Here is a 17,830-nt window from a genome sequence, read left to right as displayed (position 1 = left end):
TCCGGTTTCGATCAGTTGACTGGTGTCGATGTGTTGACCGGTTCAACGGCGGCGGTCAGCGCGCGCCGCTGCCCGCCCACGCGAGGTACTTCATCTCCATGTACTCGTCGATGCCGTAGATCGACCCTTCCCGTCCCAGGCCGGACTGCTTGATGCCGCCAAAGGGCGCGGTTTCGTTGGAGATCAGGCCGGAGTTGATTCCGACCATGCCGGCTTCGATGCCGGCCGCCACGCGCCAGATTCTCTCGGCGTCTCGGCTGAACACATAGGCAGCCAAGCCGAATTCGGTCTCGTTTGCCTGCCGGATCGCCTCCGCCTCGTCGGTGAATGGGATCAGCGGTGTGATCGGGCCGAAGGTCTCTTCGCGGGTGACCTTCATACCGGCTACGACGTCGGCCAGCACCGTCGGCTGGTAGAACTGCCCGCCCCGGTGGTGTCGTGCACCACCGCACACCACACGTGCCCCATGGTCGACGGCGTCGGCCACATGTTCTTCCACTTTGGCGACAGCGGCCTGGTCGATCAGCGGGCCCAGCACGACGCCCGGTTCGAATCCGTCGCCGACTGGAAGCTCGGCGACCCGGTTGGCCAGCTCCGCGGTAAACCGTTCGTAGATGCCGGATTGCACGTATACCCGGTTGGCGCTGATGCACGCCTGACCGGTGTTGCGGTACTTCGCGGCGAGCACACCCGACACGGCGACCTCGAGATCGGCGTCGTCGAAGATGAGTACCGGCGCGTTTCCGCCGAGTTCCATCGATGTCTTCTTCACCGTCGCCGCCGACTGCTGGAGCAGCAGCCGTCCGACCTCCGTCGACCCGGTGAAGCTGACCTTCCGCACCAGCGGGTTGCCGGTGAGTTCCGCGCCGACTTCGCTCGCTTTTCCGAGCACCACACTGAACGCGCCCGCCGGTACCCCGGCACGGGTGGCGAGCTCCGCGAGAGCCAGCGCGGTGAGCGGGGTCTGCCCGGCTGGCTTGACGACCAGGGTGCATCCCGCGGCTAGCGCCGGTGCGACCTTGCGGGTGATCATCGCCGCGGGAAAATTCCAGGGTGTGATCGCGGCGCACACCCCGATCGGCTCTTTCAGCACTAGGACGCGGTTCGCGGGATCGGGTGCTGGGAAGACATCGCCGCGTACCCTTTTGGCCTCTTCGCCAAACCATTCGATGAACGATGCTGCATATGCGATTTCACCGCGCGCTTCGGTTACCGGCTTGCCCTCCTCGAGGACGATCAACCGCGCGAGATCCTCGGCGTGCTCGTTGACGAGGTCGAACCAGCGCCGGAGGATCTGGGCGCGTTGCTTGGCCGACTGGGCCCGCCAGCCGGGCAGGGCGCGGTGTGCTGCGTCGATGGCCGCGGCGACCTGCGGGCGGCTGAGCGAGGGGAGATCGGCCAGCTGTTCACCGGTCGATGGGTTGGTGATGGTGAAACGCCCGGATTCACCGTGGTCGATCCACTGTCCGTCGATGTACGCCGCGTGGCGGAACAGGGTGTGGTCCGCGACCGTTCGGCTCTCGGTGGCAGCAGTGCTCATGGTGGGTCCTTTACTTGTGAACCGGTGGGATGCGGATAGGCAGTTCGGACCCGAGCCCGGACTTGCGGGCGGCGTCCGCGCACATAGCAGCGACGGCCAAGTCCTGAACGGCGGAGCCAACGGACTTGTACACGACGATCTGTTCGGTGGTCGTGCGCCCCGGGTGCCTTCCGGACACGAGGTCGGACAGCGCGGCGATCCGGTCGGTGACGTCGATGCCCGCCTGAGTCGCGGCGATGAGATCGCCACTGTCGTGCAGTACTTCTTCCAGGACGTCAGCGATGACGACGTCGGCGCGGGCGATCACCTCCGGATCGACCTCGCGCTGCTCCCGCACGGTCGATCCGATCGAGACGATGGTCATTCCTGGTTCGAGCCACGCGCCCAGCAAGATCGGCGACTCGTCATAAGATCGCGCCGCGCAGATCACCACGGACGCGTTTGCAACCGCTGTCTGAGGTGACTCGGCGGCGATGATCGACGTGTCCAGATCGGCGAGTGCGTCGGCGAAGCGCGCCCGACTTTCCGCTCGCGGGCTGTACACACGCACGGCTTCGAGCTTGCGCACTGCCGCGAGGGCACGAACATGTTTCTTCGCCTCGAAGCCCGAGCCGATGACGGCAACCGTGACCGGTCCGGGTGCAGCCAGCAGGTCGACCGCCAGCGCCGATGTGGCCGCGGTGCGGTAGCCGGTGATCGAATTGCCGTCGAGCAGCGCCACCAGTTCCGCGGATTCCTGATCGAACAGGGAGATGAGGTACGAGAACTGGCGCACGCCGATCGCGCCGGCGATGGTCTTTACGCCCATCAAGCCGCCGCTGCCCGGCGCGCCGCTCATCAACCGCAGGAACGAGGTGCCGCCGCGCGCGATGGTCCGGGCCGGGAATCGAGCATCGTCGGGAGCCGCCGCATAGGCGTCGCGCAACGCGGCGATGGCCGGGGCCCAGTCGAAGGCCGATTGCACCGCGGCGTCGTCCAGCAGGAGTGTCAATCTTCTCCCCTTCCTTTCCAGAAGGTTTCGATACTATACGGATCGTATCGGATTGGGTTGCGGGTTTCTAGCCCGAGCTCGTCCCGGTTCGCTGAACTATGAGAGGCCCGAGACGTCCACCGACCGAGAGGTAGCAAGGAGGTACCGGGCTTCGGGGACGAAGCCCGGTGGGGTGGAGTTGTCCGTGGTAGCGCACAGCCCTGTCGAGGATCGGACGGTGCGGGAGTGGTCCCCGGCTCGGCTCAGATGCGTTCGATGATGGTGGCGTTGGCCATGCCCGCGCCCTCGCACATGGTCTGCAGGCCGTAGCGTCCGCCGGTGGCCTCGAGGTTGTTGACCAGCGTGCTCAGCAGGCGGGTGCCCGAAGAGCCGAGTGCGTGCCCGAGCGCGATGGCGCCGCCCCACGGGTTGAGCTTGGCCGGGTCGGCCCCGAACTCGTGCGCCCACGCCAGCGGCACCGGCGCGAACGCCTCGTTGACCTCGTAGGCGTCGATGTCGTCGATGCTCAGCCCCGACTTCGCGAGGATCTTCTTCGTCGCCGGGATCGGCGCGGTGAGCATGAAGACCGGATCGTCACCGGCAACGGCGAACGAGTGGAACCGTGCCCGCGGGGTCAGCCCCAGCTTCGACGCCATCTCCTCGCTCATGATCAGCGCCGCGGACGCGCCGTCGGTCAGCGGCGACGAGTTGCCCGGGGTGATGTGCCACTGCGCCTCGGGGAACCGGGCCGCGTACTTCTCGGAGTAGAACGACGACTTCAGCCCGGACAGTCCCTCGGCGGTGGTGGAGGCGCGCACGGTCTCGTCGGCGGTGTGGGTCACCGTCTCACCGGCGGCGTTGGTGACCGAGATCGGGACGATCTCCTTGTCGAACAGGCCCTTCGACAGGGCGTCGGCGGCACGCTGATGCGACTGCGCGGAGAACGCGTCGAGGGTGTCGCGGTCGAACTTCCACTTGGCGGCGATCAGTTCGGCGGAGATGCCCTGGTTGACGAGTCCCTCGGGGTAGCGGGCGGCGATGCCCGGCCCGGACGCGTCCTGACCGATGGTCGTCGTGCCCATCGGAACGCGGGACATCGACTCCACACCGCAGGCGATCACGATGTCGTAGGCGCCGGCGATCACGCCCTGCGCGGCGAAGTGCGCCGCCTGCTGGCTCGAGCCGCACTGGCGGTCGACGGTGGTGGCCGGAACCGAATCCGGGAATCCCGCCGACAGCACTGCCGTCCGGGAGATGTTGAGGGCCTGCTCGCCGGCCTGTCCGACGCAGCCGCCGATGACGTCGTCGACCTGTGCGGGGTCGATGCCGTTGCGTTCGACGATGCTGCGGAGCACGTGTGCCAGCAGTTCGACCGGGTGCGTGCCGGACAGCGCACCGCCCGGCTTGCCCTTACCGGAGGCGAGGCGGACGACGTCCACGATGACAGCGTTGGTCATGAAACTTCCTTTCGCGCCGTAATCGTGCGTTGGCGTCGGCATAGATGTCGGCCGGGACATGTGCCCCGATTGGGCGTGGGCCCTGCCGGAGGCCGAGGGCTCGTAAGAGTCTGGCGGAAGGTACCGCGCTCCCTGCCAGCACCCCGGCCTCCGGCTCGGCACCGCGTACGTCGTTTAGTTGACGTCCTGGACCTCGAAGGGATACGGCCGCGGCTCAGGCCACCACGGGGCCTTCTCGCGGGTCTTACTGATCGGTGACCGCAATGTGCCAACGGATTCGAGTTCGAGTTCCACTACGTCACCGGGTGAGAGTGTCTTGCCGAGTTCGAGTCCAGACCCGAATCCCAGAGTGCCGGAACCGATTATGTCGCCGGGCTGGAGGTAGTCGGCGATCGAGACATATGCGACCAATTCGGCGGGGGTGTACACCATGTCCTCGGCGACGCAGGAGGACCATAGTTCGCCGTTGACCCGCACGGATCCCGTCAATCCTTCGATGGACGAGACCTCATCCATGGTGGTGATCCATGGGCCGATGCCGTAGGCGAAGTCCTTACATTTCTGCGGGCCCATGCCGATCGCCATCTCTGCGCCCTGCACGTCTCGCGCGCTGAAATCGTTGAAGATCGTGATGCCGAAGACGTGGTCGAACGCATCGTCCGGCGTCAGATTCCGTCCTCGCCGGCCGACGATGTAGCCGATCTCGAGCTCGTAATCGAACGCGTCCGTGAAGTCCGGGTAGGGAATCTCTTCGTTGTGCCCGTACACCGTCGCGGTCGAGCCCTTGAAGTACCCCGGAATTTTGTAGATGTTCGGATTGGGCAGCGCGTGTGCGACCTTCTCACTGAAGTTGACGATGTGCTGACTGAAGGTCAGCCCATCCCGGATCACCGGGGAATCCACCGCTGCACACCACTGGACCTCGAGTAACGGCAGTGATGCGTCGTCCGCGGCTCCGAGTGCCTCGTGCGCAGCATCCAGAAAGACATCGCCGCCACCGATCGCGGCGGCCATGCTGGACGGAAAGATGGAGCGGGCAATCTTCGACGCGCGCTCCGGCTCCGCACCCGAGCGTTGCAGCGTCAGCGCATATGCCTGCGCCAGGTCGATCACCCTTTCGGTATCGGGCTGCACCGCGACGATTCGTGCGCGCGGACCGTCCGGGGTCGGTCGCACCACCCTGCCTAGCTTCATTGTGGCCTCCTAGTTTGTTCCGTAATTCTATACGATACGTCTCGAACCGCAATAGGTTTGATGACATCATCTACAACTCCGTTTCGGCGGGTTGCGGGATGAGAGAAGCCGGCGAAGTCCGCGGAGTGGGCGTCGGCAGTGTGGCGAAGGCACATGCACACATGGCGGCCAATGCTGCGCACAGGATGAGTGCTGCTGAGTACGTGCCGAGGGCATCGAACAACATCCCGATGAGCAATGGCGAGATGCCTGCCGCGATGACGAAGCCCGTGTACATCCAGGAATATGCTCGGGCGTATCCCGCGAGTGCGAAGTACCGAGCGGTGAAGAAGCCGATCATGTCGATCTCGCCGCCGATGGCCAGCCGCAAGGCAATGGCGGCGAGTGGAGCGAAAGCGACGCCTCCGACGATCAGGAAGCATGTACCGGCAGCACTCAAGGCGCAGACCCCTGCGGCAACCAGTCCCGGGCGGACATGATCGAGCAGAAATCCCACTATGACCCGACTTCCGATGACAGCGAATCCGATCAGGGACGCCAAGGTCGCGGCCTGCGACGGCTCCACATCCATCGACCGCAACATTGGAACGAAATGTGTGAGCAAGCCCGTGAAAGCGAATGACATCACGAAGAACGTGATCAACAATCTCCAGAAGCACCGGTCTCGACGAATCGCGGCGAAAGTCGAGCGGGCACGCACGGGAGCAGGCACATCGAGTTCAGTGCACTCGGCGAGGTCGTCGTCCTCCCCTGAGTGGCCGTTGCCGAGGGCTCTTTCAAAAAGGCGGGCACGGGAGCGATACCGCTCGCGGCGATCACAGCGAGCACAAGAAACCCTGCGCGCCAACCATATTCGACAATGACGCCATTGACGACGAGCGGAGCGACGGCCGCGGCGACACCGATCCCAGTCATCGCGAGTCCGAGGGCAAACCCGCGCGACTTGACGAACCACAGGCTTACCGTTCGCGTAAATCCGACCGGGCCGGATGCGCTGGCGAGGAAGCCGAGTGCGAACATGACCGCAAGGAAGACGGGGACGGTGTCGACGATTGTCGCGAGGGCAAGGTATCCGGATGCGAAGGACAGTTGCCCGAAAACAATGACTCTCCTCGTCCCGAAGCGGTCGATCGCGCGCCCCGTGCATACCGTTCCTGCTGCGACCCCCGCGCTGACCAGCAGCAGACCGAGACCGTACGAGGTCTTACTCAGTCCGATGGCGTTTTCGAGGTCGGCCGTGAACAAACCTATTGTGTACAGCAGCAATCCGGAGATGCCGACCGCCGACCCGAAGCCAGCGATGACGATAGTTGGCCATCCGCGCCGGATCTCTTCATTACTGACCATGGGCACACACCTTCGACAGGGAGGGAAATCGAGCATTGGTATTTCGAGACGAGCGGGGATCGCTTCGTGTAATTGGCGTCACATCGCCTGCGGGCTATCTCAACCTATCCCACGGAGTTCGTAAATTTCATGCACCCGTGGAACTTCCACGGTTGAACGGTAGAAGCTGCCCGCAAGGGATGGCGGAGGACCACGCCGAACCAGCGGCGCCGTTCGTTGTCGCTCCGTGGGCGGTCCGCGTGCCGCTGAGAGCTACCGAAGGTTCAGGTGCCGATCCGTCGAAGGCTCCGGTGCGGCGCGCTCGGCTCTCTCGAACCGCAGTTGAGAGCTGTTGTGGCAGCGGGTTTGCGAAACGCCGGGAGCGCAGGACTGTGCGCGGGTGCGACACGCGGGTGTGTCGTAGTTGGGCGGTGTGGTGCAGGGACTGTTCAGCCTGCGGAGATCGCGGCGGATCGCGCGGAGAGCGATTTGAGATCGAAGCCGGCCCGGGTCAGGTCGGTCAGGCTCGGCCGCCGCGGTGCGGACAGTACTTTGCGGGCGGCGAGGTGCACGGCGGGCTGGTTCACCGATTCGACGGCGACGAGGACGTCGTCGCGGAAGCGGAAAGTGGAGAACTTTCCGGTGGTGGGGTCGGTGGGGACAACGGTGCGATCGGTGGGACCGCCGACGCCGGCGATCTGGATCTTGCAGCTGCCTTGGTGGCTCCAGAACCACGGGAGGTCCTGGTAGCCGGTGGGGGTCCCGGTGAGTGTGGCCGCCAGGGCCCGGGCCTGGTCGACCGCGTTCTGCACCGATTCCCGCCGAACCCTGGTCCCGGCGTGTGTGCAGGGAAAGCTGACGCAGTCGCCGATCGCCCAGATGTGCTCGTCGCTGGTGCGTAGGAATTCGTCGACGTGGATGCCGTTGTCGATTCGCAGGTTTGCGGCGGCGGCCAGATCGGTCTGAGGGTCCGCGCCGATACCGATGACCACGAGGTTGGCGGGGAAGCGGCGGCCGTCGTGTCCGACGACGGCGGAGACACGTCCGTGGGCGTGTTCGATCGCCGACACCTGCACGTCGAATTGAAAGTCGATACCCGCGGCGCGGTGAGTGACGGTGAGCTGGTCGGTGGTGGCATAGGTCAGGGCGCGGGCGAGTGGCCGGGGACCGCATTCGACGACGGTGACGTCGATGCCGCGCCGGGCCGCTGCGGCGGCGAATTCGAGTCCGATGAAACCGGCGCCGATGACGACGGCGGCCGTCGCGCGGTCGAGGTCGTCGTGCAGGAGGGCGGCGTCGGCGGCTGTCCGCAGGTAGTGCACCCCGGGTCCCTGTGCGCTGGGAAGGGTGAGGCGTCGGTTGCGGGAGCCGGCGGCCAAAACGAGATCGTCGTAGTGCATCCGGGTGCCGTCTGCGCACCCGATGGTGCGGGTGCGCGGGTCGATTCCAGTGACAGCGGTGCCGCGCCGCAGGTCGATCTCGTGATCGTGATAGAACTCGGCGCCACGCAGCGGCAACGGTTGCGGATCGCCTTCGGCGAGGTAGTCCTTCGACAGCGGGGGGCGTTGGTAGGGCAGTTCCGATTCGGCGCTGAGCAACGTGATCGGGCGATCGTGGCCGCGGGTTCGCAGGGAGTCGGCGAGCTGGATCCCGGCATGGCCCGCGCCGATGATGACCGTCGCGCTCATGTCAGATCTGGCTTTCCGGGAGATCGACCTCGAGACCGTCGAGGGTGGTGGTGACGAGGATCTGGCAACCCAGACGGGACCGCTGCGGGTCGCGGGCGGTGGCGGTGCAGTCGAGCATCTCGTCCTCGTCCTCGCCGACGTCGGGTAGATCCGTCAGATGCGCGGATCGGATGTAGACATGGCAGGTGGCGCACATGGCCTGTCCGCCGCATTCGCCGACAATGCCGGGGATCGAGTTGGTGACCGCGGCGCGCATCAGGGATGTGCCGTCGGGGACGTCGAGGACATCGCTGCGCCCGTCGGGCTGGTGGAAGGTGACTTTTGACATGGCGGTCTCTCTCTTTTCTCAGTTGTCCCAGGTGACCGGAAGATCGGTCAGTCCTCGGAACACCCATCCGTCCCATCGGGTTTCGCGGGTGATATCGATGCGCAGGTCGGGGAAGCGCTCGTAGAGCAGGGGCACCGCGATCTCGCCGACGGCGCTCTTGGCCGCCCAGTGGCCGGCGCATAGATGTACCCCGCTGCCGAACGCCAGGTGCGGGCGGCGTGGGCGGGAAATGTCGAACACCGCGGGATCGGCGTCGAAGTAGCGTTCGTCGCGATTGGCGGAGCCAACCACCACACCGATGGCCGCACCGGCGGGAAGGCGCACCCCCCCGAGCACCACCGGGCGGGTGGTCTGACGGGGGTACATGCCGATCGGCGACAGCCAACGCACGGTCTCGTCGAACACCGCCGGCCACAGCGACCGGTCCTCGGACACCCGCCGCTGCTGGTCCGGATGCCTCGACAGCGCCCACACCATGTTGGTGATCATGTGCTGCGGCTCGTTCATTCCCCCGGTGATGGTCAGCTTGACGTTCGCGGCCACCGCCTGCCGAGGCAGTCCGCTGCCGACCAGTGCCGAGGTCATCGACTCATTCGGATGCTTCTCGTAGAAGGGAATCAAGACATCGAGCAGGGCGTCGACCTCGGTGCGGGCCTGCTCGCAACGGACCCAGATGTCCGGATCGTCGAGCAGGTTGCCGGTGCCGGCGATGAAAGCATGAGACCACCGCCGCATGTCCTCGACATCGACATCCGGCAGCCCCAGCAGATCGACCAGGTTCTGCGACGCCACCGGCGCTGCGTAGTCCCGGTTCAGTTCGGCAGCCCCAGGACCGGCATCGGCAAGGACGTCCAGGTAGGTACGCGCGTTGCGGGTGAACACCTCGGACCATACGGACTTGACCATCTTCGGACGCAAGGTGGGATTGATCGTCGATCGTTCGGACGCATGGTCGGGATCGTCCTTGCGCAGCATCGGATGCCCACCCAGCGCTCGCAGCATGGTCGCGCCGCTGCCCCCGACATCGGCGGTGTAGATCTGCTGGTCGCACTCGATCTCGTGGCATTCGTGGTAGCTGGTGACCAGGTACTTGTTCACGGCCGGGACCCACGCCACCGGCGCCTCGTGGCGAAGACGCCGGTACGTCGGGTACGGGTCGGCGGCAAGTTCACCGGGTGCCACCCAGTCGACTTCGGGTGCCGGGGGAAAGTCAGCCGGGTCGACGGTACCTCTCAGCGGAAGTGCGCTCTCGCCGGCGGAAGCCGGGGCGTGGGTCACCGGACAGGACATTGGCCGCGTGGCTGCCGTGTCGGTCATGTCGTTCTCCATCTTGTGCGTGTTGTGCACCACATTGGGGTTGAGACTTAGTTCACATCACCGAGTACTTCTCGTAAAGTGAATAAAAATGGCAAATATCTTCAGTTGAACGGAAGTTTCACATGGGTCAGCTCACCGTCCGCCAGCTCGAGTTGTTTTCCGCCCTCCCGCGATATGGGACGTTGTCGGAGGCTGCGGCGGCGTTGCACATATCCGAATCAGGTCTGTCACAGTCGGTTTCGGAGGTAGAGCGAATCGTCGGGGAGCAACTGTGCGTGCGCCGCAAGGCGAAGGGTTTGCAGCTGACGCCGGCGGGACAGTACTTCGCCCATCGTGCGCGTCATCTCGTCGACGAAGTGTCCTCCCTCGTCGGTGATCTCGCTGCCACGCGTGGGGAGATCACCGGCCCCATCCGGGTCGGCTGCTATGTAGGGTTCGCCGCCACGGTGCTGCCGCCGGTGCTCGCGCACTTCGCCGGCGCACACCCGAAGGCCAAGGTCGGGGTCCGGGTCGGTGGGGACGACGAGCTGCTGCCGTCACTGGCCGACGGCACCTTGGACTTCGCGGTTCTGTACGACATGTTTCTACCCTCGGACCTCAACAAGCGGGTGGTGTACGAGACCGAGGTCATGGCCGTGCTGCCGGCCGACCATCGACTCGCCGACCGGATCAGCGTGGCCTTGCACGAGCTCGCCGAGGAACCTCTCGTTCTGCTCGACTCGGCGCCGAGCACGGCCAACACCCATCGAATCTTCGCCGAGCAGGGGGTACAACCCACTGTCGGCACCGCCGTTCCCACAATCGATCTCGTCCGGGCTCTGGTGGGGCGAGGAGTCGGATACGGCCTGCTCATGTCCCGTCCCAACTCTCCCGACACCACCTCCGAAGGACGACCCCTGGTGACGCGACCGCTCACCCCTCGTGCCGGCCGCACCAGCGTGGTCGCGACCTGGCCCCGGCACATGACCCTCAGCCCGCGGGCACAGGTCTTCCTCGATCACCTCGTGCACAGCTTGTCCCGGGCCGGGGAGTCATCGCATCAACACTCCGATGCGCCCGACCTGATGTCGGCGAAAGTCACTCCGTGAACCCGTCTCTCGTATACCCACTCCCCCGTCAGACGTGCTGCGCAGACCGCCGACATCTCTCGGACACGTGGACGCGGGTTCGCGCCAGTTTCGGTTCGGTGGCACCTGCAGCGTTCCCGGTGCGCCCCGGTGAATCGCAGAGTGCCACTGGCGCGCGCCGACCCAGCGCACACACGCCGCCGCGATCTGCGCTCGAGGGCCGGCCATTTTCTGCTTGCCTCGGCGGCGTCCATTCGACCGGTGTCCCGGATTCGGACCGTCAGAGCGGTTCGCAGCCGTCCTCGCGGTTGTGTATCGGCACGAGCCCGGCGGCCTGCAGCGGGCGGAGGTCGATCAGATCACCGGCCTCCGGTGCACCCTGGACGATCATGCCGAGGTCATCGCGCAGCTGGGCGAGCGCCCGAATGCCGATACCGGAGGGGGCCAGGGTCTGCGGCACCGCGGCGAGAGCAGAGGCGACCGCAGCCTGTCCGAACCCCGTGGCGAGCAGTTCTTGCTCGACCTCGGATGCCGCCGCCTGTTGCATCCACCGGTGGGCCGCGGCCAAAGCTCGGAGATACCGGACAATTTCGTCCATTTTTCCCGAGAGGACCTTTCGGGTGGACACGATTCCGAGGCCGGGGTAGGACGGCACCAGTTCCGCTATCCGCATGGCAACGGTCATCCCCTGATCGCGGCCGATCTCGTCCAGCGGCGGCGCCAGGAGAGTCACGTCCGCCGTGTTGGCGATCAGTGACTCGAACCGTTCGCGCACGCCACCCACCTCGACGACCTCGTACTGGTCTTTCGTCCGGCCGAGCCGCGCCATCATCGAGTACGCGACGATGGCGAAGCCGTTCGTAGGGGCGTCGACCGCCAGACGAATCACGTCGAGACCATCGGTCGATAGCAATTTGGGCCGAAGCGTCAAGGCAAGATCGGTGGTCGTTTCGATCTGTGCTATCACCGCGATGTCCGAACCCGTTGCATTCCAGGCGAACAGGTTGTCTGTCGCGGTGATGCCGACATCCGCTCGGCCTTCGTCGAGTTCCCGGCGCTGTTCGTGGGAGGACCCCACCAATTTTGTCTCCACATCGACGCCCGCTGCGGCGAACAGCCCCCGATGCTGCGCCACCGCCACGACCGGGGGGACGACGAACACCGACTGCTGCACCGTCATCGACTGTGCCTCCGTGTGAGTTGTTTCGAAGCCCTCGTACATATCGCTACAGAAAGTGATTGTGATCCACATCGCATGGGGTTAGAGTACGGAAATCGATACGAGACGTCTAGTACAGCAAGGAGCTCACGTGTCTTGGGATTACGAAGTGGTGGTCGTCGGCGGCGGCCCCGTGGGGGTGGCCGCCCTCGCTCTTCTCGGCCAGGCCGGGATCTCAGCGATCGGGATCGAACGCGAAAGTAGCATGTGGCCACAGGCTCGGGCGGTGCACTTCGATGGAGAGACCCTTCGCGCATTTCAAGCCCTCGGCCTGGGCGAACAGGCGATGGCTCGATGTAAGCCGATGACGGACTTCCGCATGGAGAATGAAGCACGCGAGACGCTGTTCTCACATCCAACGGGGAAACTCGGAACACAGGCATGGCATGACGACGTCATGTTCCATCAGCCCGACATTGAGGTACTGCTGCGCAGCGAGGTGGACCGCCAGGCCGGCGTGTCACTTCGCTCGGGGACCACCTTGACCGATCTGGAGCACATTGCCGACGGGGTTCGCTGTGTGGTCACAGACGCCGAGGGCTCTACGGAGACCCTCACCGCGCGATGGGTCATCGCAGCTGATGGGGCTACCTCGACGGTGCGGCGACTGCTCGATGTCCGGACCGAAAGCCTCGGTAGCGATGATCCGTGGCTGGTCGTTGACGGATTACTGGACGGGGAGCCCGACATCAGTGGCGACATGGTGTTCCTCGGTCATTACAGTCGGCCGGCACTGTGGGTTCGCCTTCCCGGCAAGCGGGTCCGGATGGAGTTCAAGGTCATGCCGGACGATGATCCCCAGGAGATCACCACCGCGGCCGCCATCGAGCGCATCAGCCACGGCGTTCTGCCGACGGACCGATTCACGCCGGACCGGGCCGCGATCTATACCTTCCGCGCACGGGTTGCCGAGCGGTGGCGTGCGGGCAATGTGTTCCTCGCCGGGGACGCCGCCCATCAGGCTCCGCCACTGTTCGGCCAGGGACTGTGCGCCGGCATGCGCGATGTCGCCAACCTGATCTGGAAGCTGAGTCTGGTCTCGCGGGGTCTCGCCGACGTGGACCTGCTCGACACCTACGAGAGCGAGCGGCGTCCGCACGCCCATTACTGGGTGGAGCAGGCGGCGACGATGGCAGGCATTCTGCAGACCACGGACCGCAAGACCGCCGAACATCGCGACGCCTACGTGCGCGCGAACCCCGGTGCATCTGCACCCCCGTCGCCGGCGCTCGGTCCCGGCTTGCATACCGCCGAACTCAACGACAGTGCGGGCCGACTTTCCCTGCAGCCCCGGCTGTCCGACGGAACACGCCTCGACGATCTGGTCGGCGTCCGGTTCCTCGTGGCAGCACCCGAGGACATGATCGCCGGGTTGTCACCACAGCTTCAGGGGGCGCTCACCGGTGATGGCGAGACCGTGGTGCTCACCGACCCGGAGACGTTCTCCGACCTGCTCGCCTCGGTGAATGGCAAGGCCGTGGTCCTGCGCCCGGACCGGTACGTGCTCGGTGTCGCCGACACGTGTGAGGAGCTCGGGCTACTGCTCGAACTCGTCCCCACCCTCAAAGCGGCGCTCGCCCCCGCCGTCCAGGCCGCGCCCCTGCCACAGTGACGAGCCCTTGCCCGTCACTGCCCTGAACTGGTACCCGAAGGAGATTTCCGTGTCATTCAGTCCGATCACCCACCTACGTCACGTCGACATAGCGGTCCCCGAATACGACAAGCAGGTCGCGTTCTACGGCAACAACTGGGGCCTGACCGATGTCGGCGGCGAAAGCAATTTGACGTACTTCGCGGCCGAAGGCTCGCCTGAGCAGTACATCGTGCGTGTCAGACGCGCCGACGAGAAGCGACTCGATCTCGTGTCGTTCGGCGCAGCAGACCCCAAATCCGTCGATCAGCTCGCCGACCGCCTCGGCGGTGCGAACGTCGCGCTGATCAGCGAACCCGACATCTTGCAGACGCCCGGCGGAGGCTACGGATTCCGGTTCTTCGACCTCGAAGGTCGCGTCCTCGAAGTTTCCGCCGACGTCGAGACCCGCACACACCGCAAGATCGAGGAACGTGAAGCCATTCCCGTGCGACTGTCGCACGTGGTTCTCAACTCGCCTGAGCCCGAGAAGATGTTGGCCTGGTACGTGAAGCACCTCGACTTGCGTCTCTCCGACACCCTCGTCCATCCTCACATGGGTGGGCTCATGTGGTTCCTGCGCTGTGGACCGCAGCATCACAGTATGGCGATCGCCCGGTGCCCCCATACCGCGCTCAATCACGTGTCGTTCGAGATGCGTGGGCTCGACGAATACATGCGCGGTAGCGGACGGCTCATTCGAGCCGAGGTCCCGAAGATCTGGGGACCGGGCCGACACCGCGCCGGCGACAACACCTTCACCTACTTCCACGATCCCAACGGCAACACGATGGAGTACACCACCGAACTCGAACTTCTCGACGAGGACACCTGGCACCCGAGCCTGTACGACACCAGCGAACCGGAGACCTCCGATGAGTGGGGCACCGCCGACTCAATGAACGAATGGATCAGCAAGCAGATGTTCAACGATCCGGACAAGGGCCTGTTCCAGGCACCCCCGGTATAGGGGCCTCGCGTACCGACACCGCAGCCCGGGCTACCCGGGCACCCGCAAGGAGCCCTCCGGTCGCGTTCGCACCCCACGGTGACGACAGATGCGACCGGAGGGCCTCCGTCGGATTTCTCGCCCATCGATGCGGCGTACACACCGATTGCTCCGAAATTCGTCGCACCGAAGAGAACATCCGCAGTCACGACTGCCACAGACGTCACCGGAAGAATTTATGACAGACTCCGCCCGGGCCTTGTTCGTCCGAGCGAAGGGCTCTTCCAGCCACCGAGTATCAACGGACTCGAGATCGCCAACCGCATCGTCATGGGTCCGATGGCGGTCCTGCAGCAGCACAAGGGCGGACGTCCGAGCAGACAAACGATTGCGTTCCTCACCGAGCGCGCCACCGGCGTCGGCATGATCATCGTCGGAGGGTCAGCGGCCACGTCACGAGGAGTTGACGAGGCACCGTTCCGGCCACTGCTCCGTTTCGACTCCGACGATCTCATCCCCGACCTGGGGCGGTTCACCGCCGCCGTGCATTCCCACGGGACCGCGATCTTCTCCCAAGCCTTCGCCGGATTCGGGCGGATGGGAATGCCAGGCAAGGACCGGCCGATTCTCACCGCAAGCCCGAAGAACGTTCATATGACCGAGGACCGCCTCCCACCGGGAACCTCACCGGCGGGAGGCGGGGCAGTCGGCGATGTCCCGCTGTTCCTCAGCAGCACAACCGATCCGCAGACGGGTGCCGACGCGATCGTATCCGGCCACGGAGATGCTCTGATGCTTGCCCGGCAACTCCTCGCCGATCCCGAGTATGCCAACAAGGTGCGCGACGGAAGAATCGACGAGATTGTCATGGTGCGACCACCAAAACTCCTGCCTGCGGTGGCTGATCGACGTTCCCGTCCGCTGCCACCAGAACCTCCGCACGGGTCGGGAAGGGCGTGAGCCGGGTGCGCGGCCCCGCTCCCCCGCATCGTGAAACGCCCCGCGGAAGACGCTCTGATCTGGTTGACCGGTTCAGAGCGGGTCATGGCTTGGCGAGCAAGATCGCCTCCAAGAATGAGTCCGCGGGGTCAACGGTGGGATTCACACCTCCGGCCCTCCACCGTCGGTGAGTGAGATTGTATGTACGAGAATGGGTGCGGGTTGCTCGTCGAGCGAGCCCGCACCCATTTGCATACGTCAACCCGCAGCGGTGAGGCGATCAACAGCGTGGCGTACATGGAAACGGCCGTCCGGACGCGTTCGCATTCGAGCTGACGAACCTCTTAATTTTAATGTCCACGTTTTCGTAGCCAACGCAAGCACCCGGCCTCCTCCGGCGGGCAGCTTCCGCGGCGACTAGGTGTACTGATCCAACGTTGGTGACGTCCCGGCCACATCGCAGCCCGAACCAGACCCCGACGCGCACCCAGCGGCGCATCATCAAAGTCCGCGTCATCCGCCGCTGGGGTCCGGCCCGGATCGCGTATCTGCTGGGTCTGAATGTTTCGACAGTGCACAAGGTCCTGAGCCGGTACGGGTTGGCTCGACTGCGGTGGCTCGACCGCCCGACCGGACGGGTGATCCGTCGCATGCACTCACCGCACTGCGGCGATCTCGTTCATGTCGATGTCAAGAAACTGGGCAAGATCCCCGCCGGCGGCGGATGGCGGAAGGTCGGTCGCTCGGCAGGCAGCCGCAATGCCCGGGCCGACAAAAGCAGCGGCGAGGTCGACAAGTACTACCGTCCGGTCCGCGGCTACCACTTCCTGCACACCGCGATCGACGCACACTCACGGTTGGCCTACTCCGAACTGTTGGGCGACGAACGCAAAGCCACCGCCGCCGCGTTCTGGCTACGCGCCAACGCGTGGTTCACCGAGCACGGCATCACGGTCGAAAAGGTGTTGACCGACAACGGTTCCTGCTACCGATCACACGCGTTCCGAGACGCACTCGGTGAGATCAAGCATCGCCGAACCCGCCCCTACCGACCCCAAACCAACGGCAAAGTCGAACGCTTCCACCGCACCCTGGCCGACGAATGGGCCTACGCCCGCCTCTACACCAGCGACCTCGAACGCTGCGACGAGTTCCCGCGATGGCTGCACACCTACAGTCACCACCGCGGCCACACCGGACTCGGCGGCCAACCACCCGCCACCCGCGGACCTAACCTCTCAGGTCAGTACAACTAGGCGTCGATACAGCGGGTGCGTTGCATGCCCAGACCATCGATCTCGCATTCGAGGACGTCCCCCTGGCGGAGGTACCGGCCCCAGTGCGAGCCGTTGCCGGGCGGGGATCCGGTGATCACCATGTCTCCGGGCTCGAGCTCGACGAAGCGCGAGATGTAGGAGATCAGTTCCGCGGGGCCAAAGACCATGTCGCCCGTGGTGCTGTCCTGCATGGTGTCACCGTTGAGGCGAAGCCGGATACCCAGGTTCAGTGGGTCTGGCACGAAAGCTGCCGGAACGAGCCACGGGCCGGTCGGGTAGAACGTCGGGAAGTTCTTCGCCCGCATCCAGTCCGTTCCCATCATCGCAATATCCCTGCGCGGAACCAGGCTTCGTGTGGTGAGGTCGTTGCAGATCGTGTAGCCGGCGACGTAGTCGAGTGCGCCGGCCACCGTGACGTTGTGAGCACGACGACCGATGACCACGCCGAGCTCGAGTTCCCAGTCGTGGTCGGACCATCCGGTAGGAAGAAGAATGTCGTCGTACGCGCCGCTGATCGCCGAAGGGACACCGGTCCACACATACGGTTCGCCGTGCGCTTTGCGCTCGTCGATGTCGTGGCCGGCCTCCTCGGCGAGCTCCTCGTCCGTCAGTCCGGCGGTGCCCAGCTTGTGCGCTACCGCCATTTGGATGATGTGCTCGCGATAGTTCGCTCCGGCCCCGTAGATCTGGCCCGGCCGGGTCACCGGCGGCAGCGTTCGCAGTTCCGACGCGGGTGTTCCGGGCGTAGTGGGTGAGACCGCGGCCTCGGCCAGTGTCTTGAACGCGGAGTCCCAGTCCTCGAGTAGCGCGGCGGTCGAGTCATAGGCTGTGAATGCACTGATGTCGTACACGTCGTCGTCGACTACCAGTCCGGGGAATGGGCCGTTGCCGGCGTCGAAGGTCCCCAGTGTGAATCGTTTCTGGTCCAT

Annotated in this window: 15 protein-coding genes and 1 pseudogene; 5 read left to right on the top strand and 11 right to left on the bottom strand. The window is 65.1% G+C overall.

The annotated features are described in order from the left end of the window. Positions 1 to 55: 55 nt before the first annotated feature. The 9 genes from QM693_RS07270 to QM693_RS07230 form a co-directional block, all read right to left on the bottom strand. Positions 56 to 1,540, bottom strand: coding sequence for an NAD-dependent succinate-semialdehyde dehydrogenase (locus QM693_RS07270; protein ID WP_283351859.1), 1,485 nt, complete (start codon positions 1,538 to 1,540; stop codon positions 56 to 58). A gap of 10 nt (positions 1,541 to 1,550) precedes the next feature. Continuing rightward, on the bottom strand, positions 1,551 to 2,531 hold the full coding sequence (locus QM693_RS07265) for an ornithine cyclodeaminase family protein (protein WP_283351858.1): 981 nt from the start codon (positions 2,529 to 2,531) through the stop codon (positions 1,551 to 1,553). Between the two features lie 242 nt (positions 2,532 to 2,773). After that, positions 2,774 to 3,967: a thiolase family protein gene (locus QM693_RS07260; RefSeq protein ID WP_061042174.1), complete on the bottom strand. Its 1,194-nt coding sequence runs from the start codon at positions 3,965 to 3,967 to the stop codon at positions 2,774 to 2,776. A gap of 174 nt (positions 3,968 to 4,141) precedes the next feature. Beyond that, positions 4,142 to 5,161 carry a fumarylacetoacetate hydrolase family protein gene (locus tag QM693_RS07255; protein WP_095869852.1) on the bottom strand — a complete coding sequence of 340 codons (1,020 nt, stop codon included), beginning with the start codon at positions 5,159 to 5,161 and terminating at the stop codon, positions 4,142 to 4,144. A 70-nt stretch (positions 5,162 to 5,231) separates the two neighbouring features. Continuing rightward, on the bottom strand, positions 5,232 to 5,861 hold the full coding sequence (locus tag QM693_RS07250; protein ID WP_283351857.1) for an MFS transporter: 630 nt from the start codon (positions 5,859 to 5,861) through the stop codon (positions 5,232 to 5,234). Further along, positions 5,801 to 6,508 carry an MFS transporter gene (locus QM693_RS07245; protein ID WP_283351856.1) on the bottom strand — a complete coding sequence of 236 codons (708 nt, stop codon included), beginning with the start codon at positions 6,506 to 6,508 and terminating at the stop codon, positions 5,801 to 5,803. The genes QM693_RS07250 and QM693_RS07245 overlap by 61 nt, the downstream gene beginning before the upstream one ends. 428 nt (positions 6,509 to 6,936) lie before the next feature. Then, entirely contained in the window at positions 6,937 to 8,175 is a 1,239-nt protein-coding gene (locus tag QM693_RS07240) for an NAD(P)/FAD-dependent oxidoreductase (RefSeq protein ID WP_283351855.1), read from the bottom strand. A 1-nt stretch (position 8,176) separates the two neighbouring features. Continuing rightward, complete coding sequence (locus QM693_RS07235; RefSeq protein ID WP_164060992.1) at positions 8,177 to 8,503, bottom strand: 2Fe-2S iron-sulfur cluster-binding protein; 327 nt, start codon at positions 8,501 to 8,503, stop codon at positions 8,177 to 8,179. An 18-nt stretch (positions 8,504 to 8,521) separates the two neighbouring features. Continuing rightward, positions 8,522 to 9,820: a cytochrome P450 gene (locus tag QM693_RS07230; RefSeq protein ID WP_283351854.1), complete on the bottom strand. Its 1,299-nt coding sequence runs from the start codon at positions 9,818 to 9,820 to the stop codon at positions 8,522 to 8,524. Positions 9,821 to 9,942: 122 nt separating this feature from the next. Between QM693_RS07230 and QM693_RS07225 the strand changes: the two genes are divergently transcribed. Beyond that, the gene (locus QM693_RS07225; protein WP_167114277.1) at positions 9,943 to 10,908 is read left to right on the top strand and encodes a LysR substrate-binding domain-containing protein; all 966 of its coding nucleotides are present in this window, start codon (positions 9,943 to 9,945) and stop codon (positions 10,906 to 10,908) included. Positions 10,909 to 11,167: 259 nt separating this feature from the next. Here the strand turns inward: QM693_RS07225 and QM693_RS07220 are convergent, their stop codons facing one another. After that, positions 11,168 to 12,067: an ABC transporter substrate-binding protein gene (locus tag QM693_RS07220; protein WP_166680756.1), complete on the bottom strand. Its 900-nt coding sequence runs from the start codon at positions 12,065 to 12,067 to the stop codon at positions 11,168 to 11,170. A gap of 130 nt (positions 12,068 to 12,197) precedes the next feature. Between QM693_RS07220 and QM693_RS07215 the strand changes: the two genes are divergently transcribed. The 4 genes and pseudogenes from QM693_RS07215 to QM693_RS07200 form a co-directional block, all read left to right on the top strand. Beyond that, positions 12,198 to 13,718, top strand: coding sequence for a bifunctional 3-(3-hydroxy-phenyl)propionate/3-hydroxycinnamic acid hydroxylase (locus QM693_RS07215; protein ID WP_283351853.1), 1,521 nt, complete (start codon positions 12,198 to 12,200; stop codon positions 13,716 to 13,718). A gap of 49 nt (positions 13,719 to 13,767) precedes the next feature. Then, positions 13,768 to 14,706: a VOC family protein gene (locus QM693_RS07210; RefSeq protein WP_095869999.1), complete on the top strand. Its 939-nt coding sequence runs from the start codon at positions 13,768 to 13,770 to the stop codon at positions 14,704 to 14,706. Positions 14,707 to 14,784: 78 nt separating this feature from the next. Further along, a complete protein-coding gene (locus QM693_RS07205; protein ID WP_095869845.1) occupies positions 14,785 to 15,645 on the top strand; it encodes an oxidoreductase in 861 nt (286 codons plus the stop codon). Positions 15,646 to 16,067: 422 nt separating this feature from the next. Further along, positions 16,068 to 16,880 (top strand): annotated as a pseudogene (locus QM693_RS07200) (IS481 family transposase); the annotation flags it as partial. Here QM693_RS07200 and QM693_RS07195 read toward each other — a convergent pair. Beyond that, positions 16,877 to 17,830 (bottom strand): fumarylacetoacetate hydrolase family protein, encoded by a 954-nt coding sequence (locus QM693_RS07195; protein ID WP_179443364.1) that lies wholly within the window; start codon positions 17,828 to 17,830, stop codon positions 16,877 to 16,879. The pseudogene QM693_RS07200 and the gene QM693_RS07195 sit on opposite strands and share 4 nt — an antisense overlap.

The sequence above is a fragment of the Rhodococcus sp. IEGM 1305 genome (assembly GCF_030058635.1).
Taxonomy (GTDB): domain Bacteria; phylum Actinomycetota; class Actinomycetes; order Mycobacteriales; family Mycobacteriaceae; genus Rhodococcus_F; species Rhodococcus_F opacus_D.
This window is presented reverse-complemented; position numbering and strand designations above follow the sequence as displayed.